The organism is Streptomyces sp. NPDC048566 (genome assembly GCF_043199735.1).
GTDB lineage: Bacteria > Actinomycetota > Actinomycetes > Streptomycetales > Streptomycetaceae > Streptomyces.
On sequence record NZ_JBICWL010000006.1, the window covers coordinates 109,789 to 123,499 of the forward strand.

The 13,711-nt window shown below is 69.6% G+C and carries 13 protein-coding genes and 1 riboswitch; of the genes, 3 read left to right on the forward strand and 10 right to left on the reverse strand.

Annotated features, from left to right (window positions below; genetic code table 11):
• Positions 1–83 precede the first annotated feature (83 nt).
• Entirely contained in the window at positions 84–842 is a 759-nt protein-coding gene (locus tag ACGFS9_RS12945; protein ID WP_393252785.1) for a rhomboid family intramembrane serine protease, read from the forward strand.
• Between the two features lie 43 nt (positions 843–885).
• The gene (locus ACGFS9_RS12950; protein WP_393252786.1) at positions 886–1,167 is read left to right on the forward strand and encodes an Lrp/AsnC family transcriptional regulator; all 282 of its coding nucleotides are present in this window, start codon (positions 886–888) and stop codon (positions 1,165–1,167) included.
• A gap of 82 nt (positions 1,168–1,249) precedes the next feature.
• On the opposite strand, the gene ACGFS9_RS12955 is transcribed toward ACGFS9_RS12950, so the two are convergent.
• The 6 genes from ACGFS9_RS12955 to ACGFS9_RS12980 form a co-directional block, all read right to left on the reverse strand.
• On the reverse strand, positions 1,250–2,641 hold the full coding sequence (locus tag ACGFS9_RS12955) for an aminotransferase class V-fold PLP-dependent enzyme (protein ID WP_393252787.1): 1,392 nt from the start codon (positions 2,639–2,641) through the stop codon (positions 1,250–1,252).
• A gap of 186 nt (positions 2,642–2,827) precedes the next feature.
• Positions 2,828–2,944: riboswitch (SAM riboswitch) on the reverse strand.
• 84 nt (positions 2,945–3,028) lie between these two features.
• Positions 3,029–4,093, reverse strand: coding sequence for an anthranilate phosphoribosyltransferase (gene trpD / locus ACGFS9_RS12960; RefSeq protein WP_393252789.1), 1,065 nt, complete (start codon positions 4,091–4,093; stop codon positions 3,029–3,031).
• 149 nt (positions 4,094–4,242) lie between these two features.
• Entirely contained in the window at positions 4,243–5,880 is a 1,638-nt protein-coding gene (locus ACGFS9_RS12965) for a cytochrome bc complex cytochrome b subunit (RefSeq protein WP_393252791.1), read from the reverse strand.
• On the reverse strand, positions 5,877–6,953 hold the full coding sequence (locus ACGFS9_RS12970) for a Rieske 2Fe-2S domain-containing protein (protein ID WP_393252792.1): 1,077 nt from the start codon (positions 6,951–6,953) through the stop codon (positions 5,877–5,879). The genes ACGFS9_RS12965 and ACGFS9_RS12970 overlap by 4 nt, the downstream gene beginning before the upstream one ends.
• Positions 6,950–7,759 (reverse strand): c-type cytochrome, encoded by an 810-nt coding sequence (locus ACGFS9_RS12975; protein ID WP_393252793.1) that lies wholly within the window; start codon positions 7,757–7,759, stop codon positions 6,950–6,952. The genes ACGFS9_RS12970 and ACGFS9_RS12975 overlap by 4 nt, the downstream gene beginning before the upstream one ends.
• A gap of 64 nt (positions 7,760–7,823) precedes the next feature.
• A complete protein-coding gene (locus ACGFS9_RS12980; protein ID WP_328453310.1) occupies positions 7,824–8,444 on the reverse strand; it encodes a heme-copper oxidase subunit III in 621 nt (206 codons plus the stop codon).
• 202 nt (positions 8,445–8,646) lie between these two features.
• Between ACGFS9_RS12980 and ACGFS9_RS12985 the strand changes: the two genes are divergently transcribed.
• Positions 8,647–9,048 carry a hypothetical protein gene (locus tag ACGFS9_RS12985; protein ID WP_393252794.1) on the forward strand — a complete coding sequence of 134 codons (402 nt, stop codon included), beginning with the start codon at positions 8,647–8,649 and terminating at the stop codon, positions 9,046–9,048.
• A 100-nt stretch (positions 9,049–9,148) separates the two neighbouring features.
• Here ACGFS9_RS12985 and ACGFS9_RS12990 read toward each other — a convergent pair whose 3' ends face one another.
• The 4 genes from ACGFS9_RS12990 to coxB all read right to left on the reverse strand — a co-directional run bounded on the left by ACGFS9_RS12990 (position 9,149) and on the right by coxB (position 13,671).
• Positions 9,149–10,414 (reverse strand): Ig-like domain-containing protein, encoded by a 1,266-nt coding sequence (locus ACGFS9_RS12990; protein WP_393252795.1) that lies wholly within the window; start codon positions 10,412–10,414, stop codon positions 9,149–9,151.
• Between the two features lie 130 nt (positions 10,415–10,544).
• The gene (locus tag ACGFS9_RS12995) at positions 10,545–10,943 is read right to left on the reverse strand and encodes a cytochrome c oxidase subunit 4 (protein ID WP_393252797.1); all 399 of its coding nucleotides are present in this window, start codon (positions 10,941–10,943) and stop codon (positions 10,545–10,547) included.
• Positions 10,940–12,676: a cytochrome c oxidase subunit I gene (ctaD, locus tag ACGFS9_RS13000; RefSeq protein WP_393252798.1), complete on the reverse strand. Its 1,737-nt coding sequence runs from the start codon at positions 12,674–12,676 to the stop codon at positions 10,940–10,942. Before ctaD ends, ACGFS9_RS12995 begins: the two co-directional genes overlap by 4 nt.
• Complete coding sequence (gene coxB / locus ACGFS9_RS13005; RefSeq protein ID WP_393252799.1) at positions 12,673–13,671, reverse strand: cytochrome c oxidase subunit II; 999 nt, start codon at positions 13,669–13,671, stop codon at positions 12,673–12,675. The genes ctaD and coxB overlap by 4 nt, the downstream gene beginning before the upstream one ends.
• Between the last annotated feature and the right edge of the window lie 40 nt (positions 13,672–13,711).

Consider the following 13,711-nt stretch of genomic DNA (forward strand, 5'->3'; position numbering starts at 1 on the left):
GGCCTGGCGGGTAGTCGACGCTCGGGCGTCCACGGCGGCGAGGCGGTCCGCACCGGTCCGTCCGGTACGTCATGCTCTGCACCATGATCGGCAAGTGGAACACGGCAATCGGCAGAGCGGTCCGGTCCCCGTCGGCACCGGTGACGTACGGGCTGATCGTCCTGTGCTGTCTGGTCTTCGTGATCGGGCCGGCCTCGGGGCTCCTTCCGGTGTACGGGACCGGGGACGGGCTGCCGGCCGTCCAGCGGGCGTACTTCCGGCGCTGGGGCGTGGTGCCGGCCGACCTCTTCGGCGGGCCCCCGCACGAGCTGCTGACCCCGGTCACGGCCCTGTTCATCCACGGCAGCTGGCTCCACCTCCTGGGCAACATGCTCTTCTTCTACGTCTTCGGACCGCTGACCGAGGAGCGCATGGGCCACGTCGAGTTCGCCCTGTTCTACCTCGGCTGCGGCTACCTGGCCCTGCTCGGCTACGCGGCGGCCAACGCGTCGTCGGAGCAGTCCCTGGTCGGGGCGTCCGGGGCGATCTCCGCGGTGCTCGGCGCGTTCCTCTACCTGTTCCCCAAGGCCAGGGTGACCAGTCTCCTGCCGTTCCTGTTCTTCCTGCCACTGCGGTTCCCGGCCTGGGTGGTGCTGCCGTTCTGGTTCGCCCTGCAGTGGCTGGCGGCGGGCCGCAGCACCTCGGGGCCCGGCGTCGCCTACCTGGCGCACGTGGTGGGCTTCTGCGCGGGCTTCGTCTACGCGTGGGCGCGCTTCGGGCGGCGCGGCGGCGCCCTGCCCGCGCTCACCGGCCCGGCCGGGGCGGCCCCGCCGGGCGGACGGGGCCGGGCGGGGCGCGAGTAGGGTGAGATCCCCCAGCCGCGGCCCCCGAGGGAGAGAACCAGCCGTGATCACCGCGATCGTCCTCATCAAGACCAGCGTGGACCGCATCCCCGAGATCGCCGAGTCGGTCGCGGCGCTGGAGAGCGTCAGCGAGGTCTTCTCCGTGACCGGCACCTACGACCTGATCGCCATGGTCCGGGTCCGGGCGCACGACGACCTCGCGGACGTCATCCCCGGCAGCATCAGCAAGATCCCCGGCGTCGAGGCGACCGACACGCACGTGGCGTTCCGCACGTACTCCCAGCACGACCTGGAGGCGGCGTTCGCGATCGGTCTCGACTCCTGACCGGCGCGGACACCGCCCCGCGGCGGGCGGCCCCCGGCTCCCGGACCCCGCGGTCCGCGCCGGCCGGGCCGGGCCGAAGGCCCTAGACCGCCGGCACGCAGCGCCCGTCCCGGGTCCGGTACCGCCACCGCGCACCGTCCCGGACCAGCTCGCGCACGGCGCGGACGAACCGCTCGACGTGCTCGTCGGGCGTGCCCGCGCCGAAGCTGACCCGGATCGCGTTCAGCGCCTGCCCGCCGGGCGCCGCCTCCGGCGCGCCGCACTCGCCCCCGGCGCCCGGCTCGCCGCCGAGCAGCGTGCGGACCAGCGGGTGGGCGCAGAAGAGGCCGTCGCGGACCCCGATGCCGTACTCGGCGGACAGCGCGGCGGCGAAGTGCGAGCTGTTCCAGCCCTCCACGACGAAGGAGAGGACGCCGACCCGCGGGGCGTCGTCGCCGAACAGGGAGAGGAACCGGACCTCGGGGAGATCGGCGAGACCCGCGCGGACGGTGCGGATCAGGTGCCGCTCACGGGCGATCAGGTTGTCGAAGCCCTCCTCGGCGAGCGCCTTGCAGGCCGAGGCGACGGCGTGGGCGCCGATGACGTTCGGCGAGCCCGCCTCGTGCCGGGCGGCGCCCTCGTGCCAGGTCACGTCCAGCCCTCCGTCCGCGCTCCGGCGCACCGTGCGGCTGGCGCCGCCGCCCGCCAGGTAGGGCTCCGCCGCGCGCAGCCAGTCGCAGCGGCCGGCGAGGACCCCGGAGCCGAACGGCGCGTACAGCTTGTGCCCGGAGAACGCCACCCAGTCGACGTCGAGGTCCCGGACCGAGACGGGGTGGTGCGGGGCGAGCTGGGCGGCGTCGAGCACGATCCGGGCACCGTGGGCGTGCGCGGCGGCGGCGAGCTCGCGCACCGGCCACAGCTCCCCCGTGACGTTCGAGGCGCCGGTGACGCAGACCAGGGCCGGCCCGTGGGGGTCCCGGGCGGCCAGCGCGCGCTCCAGGGTCGCGACGGCCTCGTCCGGGGTGCGCGGGGCGTCCAGGCACGTCACGTCGGCGTCCCGCCAGGGCAGCAGGGCGGCGTGGTGCTCGGTCTCGAAGACGAAGACCCGGCAGCCGGCCGGGAGGGCGGCGGCCAGCAGGTTGAGCGAGTCGGTGGTGGAGCGGGTGAAGACGACCTGGTCGTCGGCCCGGCAGCCGAGGAATCCGGCGACCGTGGCGCGGGCGTTCTCGAAGAGGTCGGTGGACAGCTGGGAGAGGTACCCGGCACCCCGGTGGACGCTGCCGTAGTAGGGGGCGTACGCGGCGACGTCGTCCCACACCCGCTGGAGGGCGGGCGCGCTGGCGGCGTAGTCGAGAGCGGCGTAGGCGACCTCGCCGCCGGTGACGAGCGGCACGGTGACGTCCCGGCCGAGGACGGGCAGCGGGGGGCGGACGCAGGAGGAGGAGGAGGAGGCGACGGCGGTGGTGGCGGCGACGGCGGTGGTGGTCGCGGACATGGCGGGCTCCTGTGAGGCAGGCGGGATCGCCGCGCGAGCCGGCCTGCCCGGGGAGGGCGGCGCTCGGCGCGGGGAGGGGGAAGGTGTGCGGAGGCGGGGCTCGACGCCCTAGCGCATTCGCTTGCTCACGGAAGGCTCCCTCGAACGACCAGGACCCCTGGTGCATCCACTCCGAGGAGTGCGAGGGGTCCGCGCTTGCCGCAGACCTCGCTGCCTGCGGCCTGGTCCTCACCCGGGGCACCCCGCCACGGACGGAGGGTTGCCGGACAGCCGGCCGGGGCCTGATGGCTGTCGCTCATGACCTGATACGAAATCTTGCCAGAAGATCCCCGGCGCGCAAGACGCGGTCCGGATGGCGGACCGCGCCCCGCGTCGCCCCACCGGCGGTCAGGCGTTGCTGGCCGCCACCCATCGGTCCAGGGTGCGGCGGGCGGCCCCGGAGTCGATCGCCTCGGCCGCCCGCGCCATGCCGGCCCGGAGCTGGTCGGCGAGCGGCGCGTCCTCGGGGGACAGGGCGACCAGCGCCGCCGCCGAGTTGAGCAGCACCGCGTCGCGCACCGGCCCGGCCTCGCCGTCGAGCAGCCGGCGGGCGACGTCCGCGTTGTGGGCCGCGTCGGCGCCGCGCAGTGCCTCCACCGGGACGACGTCGAGGCCGACGTCGCGGGGGTGGAAGTACTCCTCGGCGACCTTGCCGTCGCGGACCACCCAGACCCGGGAGCCGGCGGTGGTGGTCAGCTCGTCGAGACCGTCGTCGCCGCGGAAGACGAGCGAGGAGTTGCCGCGCTCGGCGAAGACACCCGCCACGATGGGCGCCATCCGGGGGTCGGCCACGCCGACCGCCTGGGCCCTGACCCGGGCCGGGTTGGTGAGCGGGCCCAGCACGTTGAAGGTCGTGCGGATGCCGAGCTGGCCGCGCGCCGCCGCGGCGTGGCGCAGGGCCGGGTGGAACTTCACCGCGAAGCAGAAGGTGATCCCGGCCTCCTCGGCGACCTCCGCGACCCGCTTCACGGTCAGCTGGAGGTTCACGCCGAGCTTCTCCAGGACGTCCGAGGAACCGGACGCCGAGGACGCGGCCCGGTTGCCGTGCTTGACGACCTTGGCGCCCGTTCCGGCCACCACGATGGAGGACATCGTGGAGATGTTGACGGTCTTGGCGCCGTCGCCTCCCGTGCCGACGATGTCGACGGTCCGCCCGGGCACCTCGATCACGTTGGCGTGCTCGTACATCGCCCGGACCAGGCCGGAGATCTCCTGGACGGTCTCGCCCTTGGCCCGCAGGGCCACCACGAAGGCCGCGATCTGCGCGTCGGTCGCCTCGCCCCGCATGATGCGGTCCATCGCCCAGGCGGTGTCGTCGGCGCTCTGGTCGCGGCCTTCGAGGAGGCCGTTCAGCACCTCGGGCCAGGAACGGACCGCCGCGGTGTCGCCTCCGGCGGGGTTCACAGCGCTCATGGTCGCTCCTGGGTGTCCGGGTCGGGTGCGGGGCGATCGCCCCGCGGTACGGGTGAGTCCACCCTATCCAGCCCCGCGGACGGCAAGGAGCCCCGTCCGTGGACGGGGCTCCTGCCGTGGCGAACTACCGGCGTGGGGTGGACCGGGGATCAGTGGTGGCCGTGGCCGCTCGTGATCTCCTTGTACTCCTCGACGGTGGGCTTGGGGATCTGGTTGTCCTCCCCGTAGTAGCCCCGGCTCATCTTGGCGCGCAGCCGCTGGGCGCTGTTGACCTTGCGCTCGACACCGTTCTCGTCGACCGCCGGGCCGATCTCGGCCGGCTTGTACTGCTCGTGCGCGGTGAGCGTGTGCAGCGCGTCCTGGCTGAGCGGCTCGTGCACCTCGATGAACTCACCGTGCGGGAGCCGCTTGATGATGCCCGACTCGCGGCCGTGCAGCACCTTGTCCCGGTCCCGGCGCTGGAGGCCGAGGCAGATCCGCTTGGTCGCGAGGAAGGTGAGCACCGGCACGACGAAGAAGGAGATCCGCACGAACCAGGTGATCGCGTTGATCGACAGGTGGAAGTGCGTGGCCCAGATGTCGTTGCCGCCGCCGACGAGGAGCACGAAGTACCAGCTGATCCAGGCGGCGCCGAACGCGGTCCGGGTCGGGACGTTGCGCGGGCGGTCCAGGATGTGGTGCTCGCGCTTGTCGCCGGTGACCCAGGACTCGATGAACGGGTAGACCGCGATCGCGACCAGCACGAGCGGGAAGATGACCAGCGGGATGAACACGCCCAGGACGAGCGTGTGACCCCAGAGGTTGATCTCCCAGCCCGGCATGACACGGATCAGGCCCTCGGAGAAGCCCATGTACCAGTCGGGCTGGGCGCCCGTGGACACCTGGTCCGGACGGTAGGGGCCCAGCGACCAGATCGGGTTGATCGAGGCGATCGCCGCGATGGCTGCGATGACGCCGAAGACCAGGAAGAAGAAGCCTCCGGCCTTGGCCATGTAGACCGGCAGCAGCGGCATGCCGACGACGTTCTTGTTCGTCTTGCCGGGACCCGCGAACTGGGTGTGCTTGTGGTAGAAGACCAGGATCAGGTGGCCGACGACCAGGCCGAGCATGATGCCCGGCAGCAGCAGCACGTGCACCGAGTAGAACCGGGCCACGAAGTCGCCGCCGGGGAACTCGCCGCCGAAGAGGAAGAACGACAGGTACGTGCCGACGATCGGCACGGACAGGATCGCGCCCTCCATGAAGCGGACACCGGTACCGGAGAGCAGGTCGTCCGGCAGCGAGTAACCGGTGAAGCCGGTGAACATGCCGAGGACGAACAGCAGGAATCCGAAGACCCAGTTGACCTCGCGGGGCTTGCGGAACGCACCCGTGAAGAACACGCGCATCATGTGCACGAACATGCCGGCGAGGAAGATCAGCGCGGCCCAGTGGTGGATCTGCCGGATGAGCAGGCCACCGCGCACATCGAAGGAGATGTGCATGGTCGAGTTGAACGCCTCGGACATCAGCTGTCCCTGCAGCGGGACGTAGCTGCCGTGGTACTCCACCTCGTTCATCGACGGGTGGAAGAACAGCGTCAGGTACACACCCGTGAGGATGATGATGATGAAGCTGTAGAGGCAGACCTCACCCAGCATGAACGACCAGTGGTCGGGGAAGATCTTGCGCATGTTGGCCTTGGCCAGGGAGTAGATCCCCAGGCGGCCGTCGGCCCAGTCGGCCACCCGCTCACCGGCGGGCGCCTTCTCGCGCGAGCGCGAGTCGGAGGTGTTGTTGGTACTCATCCGCGCTCCCAGAATGCAGGACCGACGGGCACCTCGAAGTCGCCGAGCGCTTCGAGGTAGCCCTCATCGTTCACCCCGATGCGCAGCTGCGGCAGCGGGTGACCGGCCGGGCCGAAGATGACTCGGGCACCGTCGGAGAGGTCGAAGGTGGACTGGTGGCACGGGCAGAGCGCGTGGTGCGTCTGCTGCTCGTACAGCGAGATCGGGCAGCCGACGTGGGTGCAGATCTTCGAGTACGCCACGATGCCCTGGTAGGACCACTCGAGTTCCTGCTTGTCCTTGATGTTGTCCGGCTGGAGCCGAATGATCATCAGGGCCGCCTTGGCGATCTCCTTCTGGAAGTCCTCGTCGTGCTCCTCCAGGCCCTCGGGCTTGACGAAGGTGAGCGAACCGACGGCGACGTCCGAGGGGCGCAGCGGCTCGTTCGTGTTCATGTTCACGAGGAGCTTGCCCTTGGACCACAGGGTGTGGCGGAGCTTCGTGCCGGGCAGCGTGCCGAGGTCGCGCAGCAGCACGACGCCGGAGAGCGGGAACAGGGCCAGCGCGCCGAACATGGTGTTGCGGATCAGCTTGCGGCGGCCGAGCGCGGACTCCTTCGCGCCCTGCTTGAAGTCGGCCATGACCTTGGCCTTGACCTCGGGCTCCGCCTCGATCGGGTGCCGCTCGTCGGCGACCTCCACGTCGGACATCAGGGTGCGGGCCCAGTGGACCGCGCCCGCGCCGATGGCGAACAGCGCGACACCGAGCGACAGGCCGAGCGCGAAGTTCAGGGCGCTGATGTGCCCGATCGGGAAGACGTAGATCGACTTGTCGTTGGGGATCGCCACGTACGAGGCGATGAAGGCGACGGTCGCCAGCATCGACAGCGTGAACAGCATGGCGACGACCCGCTCGGACCGCTTGGCGGCCCGCTCGTCGATGTCCTGGACGCGGTGCTCGTGGGGCGGCAGTCCCGGGTCGGCGAACGGGTTCTGCTCGTCCGCGACGGCTACCGAGGCGTGACCGTGACCGGCGTGGTCGTCGGTGGCCCGCTCAGCGGGCACGTTCTCTTCTGGAATGTCTTGGCTACTCATGACTTCTTGGCCTTTGCGGTCCGAGCGGCGACCCAGACGGCGACGGCGACCAGGGCGCCGAGTCCGAAGATCCAGCCGAACAGGCCCTCGCTGACCGGCCCGAGGCCGCCCAGTTCGAGGCCGCCGGGGCTCTCGGTGTCGTCACCGTTGACCGCGTCGAGGTACGCGATGATGTCCTTCTTGTTCTTCTCCGTCAGCGTGGTGTCGGGGAAGGACGGCATGTTCTGCGGGCCCGTCTGCATGGCCTCGTAGATGTGCTTGGGTTCGACGCCCTCAAGGCTCGGCGCGAACTTGCCGTGCGTCAGCGCGCCGCCCTTGCCGGTGAAGTTGTGGCACTGCGCGCAGTTGGTCCGGAAGAGTTCGCCGCCCTTGGCGATGTCCGCGCCCTCGGGGCTGACCTGGCTCTTCGTGGGAACCGAGGGACCGGCGCCGAGCGAGGCGATGTACGCCGCGAGCTGGTCGATCTCGGCCTGCGAGTAGATGACCTTCTTCTTCGGGATCTGCGCGCCGGGCTGCTGGGCCGGCATGCGGCCGGTGCCGACCTGGAAGTCGACCGCCGCGGCGCCCACTCCCACCAGGCTCGGCCCGTCGGAGGTGCCCTGACCGCCGGTTCCGTGGCAGCTTGCGCAGCCCACGGCGTACAGCTTCTTGCCCTCGGTGATGGCGAGGGACTGGGCGGTTTCATCGGCCTGCGCCTTGCCCGCGGGTGCGAACGCGGCGTACAGCCCCCCGGTGGCCGCCAGCGCGAGGAGTAGGACGACGACCGCCGCCAGCGGATGGCGTCGTCGTGCGGAGAGCTTTTTCACGGATTACCCCGGTGTCAGGATCTTCTGCGTCGGTGCTTCTGGATGTTTCGGGCGCCGGGCCCGATTACTTGATCAGGTAGATCGTGGCGAAGAGGCCGATCCAGACGACATCGACGAAGTGCCAGTAGTAGGACACGACGATGGCTGCGGTCGCCTGCTCATGGGTGAACCTCCGAGCCGCGTAGGTGCGCCCAAGGACCAGCAGGAAGGCGATGAGCCCGCCCGTCACGTGCAGTCCGTGGAAGCCGGTGGTCAGGTAGAACACCGAGCCGTACGGGTCGGAGGAGAGCGAGAGCCCGTCCTTCTTGACCAGTTCGGTGTACTCGAAGACCTGACCGCCGATGAAGATCGCACCCATGATGAAGGTGACGATGAACCACATCCTGAGCTTCTTCACGTCCCCGCGCTCGGCGGCGAAGACGCCGAGCTGGCAGGTCAGGGAGGAGAGCACCAGGATCGTGGTGTTCGTCGCCGAGAACGGAAGGTTCAGGCTGGAGGCCATTTCCTTCCAGTGATCCGGCCCGGTCACCGATCGCAGGGTGAAGTACATCGCGAAGAGGGCCGCGAAGAACATCAGCTCGGAACTCAGCCAGATGATGGTTCCGACGCTGGTGAGGTTCGGCCGATTGACCGACGGGTGCGCGTGCCCGGTTTCTACTGTCGTTGCTGTCGCCACGACCGACATTATGTCGGTCGCTTATCCAGCCCTCACGCCGGGGGGTGCCGTTCGGGGTGTTGATGGGGTGTGTCCAGCCCGTATGGCCCATCGAAGCCCTGTCCGAACCGGTGTTGGGGCGGTGTGCGAGGGAGTAGCATCCGCGCATCGGGCAGGCTCCGGCCGGCCCGGGCGCTCCATGTCCGTACGACGCCGACGTCCCGGAGGAAGAATGCAGCCGACCGCAACGGTGCTGGTCTACAGCGACGACTCCAACACCCGCGCGCAGGTGCGGCTCGCCACCGGGCGCAGGCCCGCCCCGGACGTTCCCCCGGTGGAGTTCGTCGAGTGCGCGACCCCGGCCGCCGTGATCAGGGAGCTCGACAAGGGCGGCATCGACGTCTGCGTGCTGGACGGCGAGGCGGTGCCCATGGGCGGCATGGGTCTGTGCCGGCAGATCAAGGACGAGATCTTCCACTGCCCGCCGGCGCTCGTCCTCATCGGGCGCCCCCAGGACGCCTGGCTGGCCACCTGGAGCCGTGCGGACGCCGCCGTCACCCTTCCGGTGGACCCGGTGGAGTTCGCCGACTCCCTGGCCTCCCTGCTGCGCCGCAAGAACCTCCAGAGCGCCTGAGGGCCGGCGCCCGCGGGCCGCGTCCGCACGTGCCCGCCGTCCCCGTCCGGGTGAACGGCGGGGACGGCGGGCGCGCGGCGTCGGGGACGGCGCAGCCGCCTCACACACTCTCGGGGCGGAGTCTCGCGCGCTCGGCCGGGTTCGGGGCGTCCGCGGAGCCGCCCACCAGGGCACTGCCGTCGCGCCAGCTCTTCCAGCCGAGGTTCCAGTCGCCGAAGCCGTTGCCGAACGCGTCCATCGTGTCACCGTCGGAGTTGACCACCTTGACGATGTCGCCGACGTTGAACGTGTCGAAGAACCACTCGGCGTTGCTGGTGCTCATGCCGGTGCAGCCGTGGCTGACGTTGGCGTACCCCTGGGAGCCGGTGGACCAGGGGGCGGCGTGCACGTACTCGCCGCTCCAGGTGACCCGGGTGGCGTAGTACACCGGCAGGTCGTAGGAGTCCGCGCTGCCCTCGGCGATGCCGATGCTGGTGCCGCGCATCCGTACGAAGTACTCCTTGCCCAGCACCACCTTGACGCCGTTGCGGGTGTCGAAGCCGGGCTTGCCGGTGGTGACGGGGATCTGGTTGATCTGCTCGCCGTTGCGGTAGACGGTCAGCGTGTGCGTGGCGGCGTCGGTGAGGGCGATCAGCCGGTCGCCCGTGGTGATCTTCAGCGTCTTGGCGTTGCCGCCCCACAGCCGGTCGCCGATCTTGATACCGCCCAGGTTGCTGTGCGCGGTTATGGTCGCGTGGGTCGGCCAGTACTCCTTGGGCCGGTAGTGGAGCGTCTTGTCGTCCACCCAGTGCCAGGCGCCCTCCACCGCGGGGGTGGAGTCGACCTTGAGGGCGCGCTCGACGACCGCGCGGGCCGCCTTGTCCTTGACGGGGGCGCTCAGCTCGGCGGTGACGGGCTGGCCGACGCCGTACTTGCCGGCCTTGGGGCCGAAGGTGACGTCGAGCGTCTTCTTGGTCTTGGGCGTGCCGGTGTCGAAGCCGACGACCTTGCGGCCCGGGGCGCCGTCCTCGTCCTCGGTGCTCACCCGGACCGTGTAGTGGGCTCCTGCGGCCAGTGGGGAGGTGCTGTGCCAGCGAGCGCCGTCGGCGGCCAGCTCGCCCGCCACGTAGCGCCCTGAGGCGTCGGTGGCCGTCACGTCGGTGATGCGCCCGTCGTCGTCGGAGGTGATGACGAGCGGCTTGTCGGGGTCGACCTTGCCGGGCTTCTTCTCTCCGACGGGGCCGCTGAACGAGATCTGTCCCGCCGCGTCGTACGGCTTCGCCGAGAGCGGGTGGTCGTCGGAGCCGCAGGCGGTGGCGGCCGCTCCGAGGGCGACCACCAGCGCGGTGCAGCTGACGACCGTGCGGATGCGCGGTGAGTGGCTCATGGGCTCACGCTATGGACGCCCGCCCGGTACGGCGCGCCGGGTGGGCCGAGCGAGGGACGCGGGGCGTGGCAAACGAGGGAGCCCGGACCCTCCTGACGGAGTGTCCGGGCTCCCCGGGGTGCTGCGCGTGCTACTGCGTGCGGTTCTCGCCGTGGTAGTACTCGAAGACCCAGCCCCACAGGCCGATCAGGATGATCGGGGCCGAGAAGTAGAGCAGCCACCAGCCGAAGACGACGCCCATGAAGGCCAGGGCACCGCCGACGCCGAGCGCGAGCGGCTGCCAGCTGTGCGGGCTGAAGAAGCCCACCTCGCCGGCCTCGTCCGCGACGTCGGCCTCCTTGTTGTCCTGCGCCATCTTGTCGACCCGCCGGGCCGTGAAGGCCAGGTAGTAGCCGATCATGACGCTCAGGCCGAAGCCCATGAAGAGGGCCGTGGTGCCGGCCGGCTCCTTGGACCAGACTCCGTAGACGATCCCCATGACGAGGATGAACGCGGAGAGCCAGAGGAACATCTTTCCTTGGACCTTCACTTGCCGGCCTCCTTGCCACCAGCCAGAGCCGACGAACCGTGACCGGCGTGCTCGAGCTGTTCGAGCGCGGCGATCTCGGGGTGGTGCAGGTCGAACGCCGGGGATTCACTGCGGATCCGCGGCAGGGTGATGAAGTTGTGCCGCGGCGGCGGGCACGAGGTGGCCCACTCCAGCGAGCGGCCGTAGCCCCACGGGTCGTCGACCTCGACCTTCTTGCCGTACTTCGCCGTCTTCCACACGTTGTAGAGGAACGGCAGGATCGACAGGCCGAGCAGGAACGAGCTGATCGTGGAGATCGTGTTCAGCGCGGTGAAGCCGTCGGCCGCGAGGTAGTCCGCGTACCGGCGCGGCATGCCCTCGGCGCCCAGCCAGTGCTGCACCAGGAACGTGCCGTGGAAGCCGATGAACAGCGTCCAGAAGGTGATCTTGCCGAGGCGCTCGTCGAGCATCTTGCCGGTCATCTTCGGCCACCAGAAGTGGAAGCCGGAGAACATCGCGAACACCACGGTGCCGAACACCACGTAGTGGAAGTGCGCCACCACGAAGTAGGAGTCGGAGACGTGGAAGTCCATCGGCGGCGAGGCCAGGATGACGCCGGTCAGACCACCGAAGGTGAAGGTGATGAGGAAGCCGACGGCCCAGAGCATCGGTGTCTCGAAGGACAGCGAGCCCTTCCACATCGTGCCGATCCAGTTGAAGAACTTCACGCCGGTCGGGACCGCGATGAGGAACGTCATGAAGGAGAAGAACGGCAGCAGCACACCGCCGGTGACGTACATGTGGTGCGCCCACACCGTCACCGACAGGCCCGCGATCGCGATGGTCGCGCCGATCAGGCCCATGTAGCCGAACATCGGCTTGCGGGAGAAGACCGGGATGACCTCGGAGATGATGCCGAAGAACGGCAGCGCGATGATGTACACCTCGGGATGGCCGAAGAACCAGAAGAGGTGCTGCCACAGCAGCGCTCCGCCGTTGGCCGCGTCGAAGACGTGGGCCCCGAATTTTCGGTCCGCCTCCAGGGCGAACAGGGCCGCCGCGAGGACGGGGAAGGCGAGCAGCACCAGCACGGCGGTGAGCAGCACGTTCCAGACGAAGATCGGCATGCGGAACATCGTCATGCCGGGCGCGCGCATGCAGATGATCGTGGTGATGAAGTTGACCGCGCCGAGGATGGTGCCGAAGCCGGAGAAGGCCAGACCCATGATCCACATGTCAGCGCCGATGCCCGGCGAGCGGACCGCGTCGGAGAGCGGGCTGTAGGCGAACCAGCCGAAGTCGGCCGCGCCCTGCGGGGTGAGGAAGCCACCGACCGCGATCGTCGAGCCGAACAGGTAGAGCCAGTAGGCGAACATGTTCAGCCGCGGGAACGCCACGTCGGGCGCGCCGATCTGGAGCGGCATGATCCAGTTCGTGAATCCGGCGAACAGCGGCGTCGCGAACATCAGCAGCATGATCGTGCCGTGCATCGTGAACGCCTGGTTGAACTGCTCGTTCGACATGATCTGCAGCCCGGGCCGCGCCAGTTCGGCCCGCATCAGCAGCGCCATGACGCCGCCGATGCAGAAGAACGCGAACGACGTGACCAGGTAGAGCGTGCCGATCGTCTTGTGGTCGGTGGTGGTGAGCCACTTGATCACGACACTACCCGGCTGCTTGCGCCGAACCGGCAGCTCGCTCTCGTAGGAGGATTCGGCTGCGTCGGCACCCTGGGGTTCGTTGAGGATGCTCACAGGTTGTTCGTCTCCCGGTTCTTCTCGTGGCCCGTCTGCTCAATGCCGGCCGGGACGTAACCGGTCTGTCCCTTCGCCGCGAGCTCCTTGAGGTGGGCCTCGTAGCGCTCGGGGGAGACGACCTTCACGTTGAAGAGCATCCGGGAGTGGTCGACGCCGCAGAGCTCGGCGCACTTGCCCAGGAAGGTGCCCTCGTGGTTCGGGGTCACCTGGAAGGAGTTGGTGTGCCCCGGGATGACGTCCTGCTTCATGAGGAACGGCACCACCCAGAAGGAGTGGATGACGTCACGCGACGTGAGGACGAAGCGGACCGTCTTGCCCTTGGGCAGCCAGAGGGTCGGACCCGGGTTCTTGGTCTGCGGGTTCTTCGTGCCGGGCGTGCCGACCTCGTAGACACCGCCGGCGTCGGCCGGGAAGTCCTTCTTGAACCGGTCGGGAATCGCCGCCAGGTTCGGGTCCGTCTTGGCGTTCCCGGTCGAGCCGGGGACGTCCGCGACGTAGTTGAAGCCCCAGCTCCACTGGAAGCCGACCACGTTGACCGTGACGTCGGGCTTCTTGTCGAGGCTGAGCAGCTTCGTCTCGTCGCGGGCGGTGAAGTAGAACAGCACCGAGACGATGATGAGCGGGACCACGGTGTACAGCGCCTCGATGGGCATGTTGTACCGGGTCTGCTGAGGAACCTCGACCTTGGTCCGGCTGCGCCGGTGGAAGACGACGCTCCACAGGATCAGGCCCCAGACCAGCACGCCCGTGGCGAGCGCGGCCGCCCACGAGCCCTGCCAGAGGGAGAGGATCCGCGGAGCCTCGTCCGTCACCGGGGTGGGCATACCAAGGCGGGGGAAGTCTTCCCAGTTGTACGAGCAACCAGTGGCTGTCGCCAGGACCAGGCCCGCAGTCATTGCCTGCAGCAGCTTCCGCCGCATCGGGCGCCGCGGCGTGGGGGTACCGCCCGCGCCCCCCAGGGCGTGGGGGAGGTCGGAGCCGTTGGGACTCACGTAGCGCCTTCCCGAGAGTCTCGCCCGCGCTGTTGGCTGC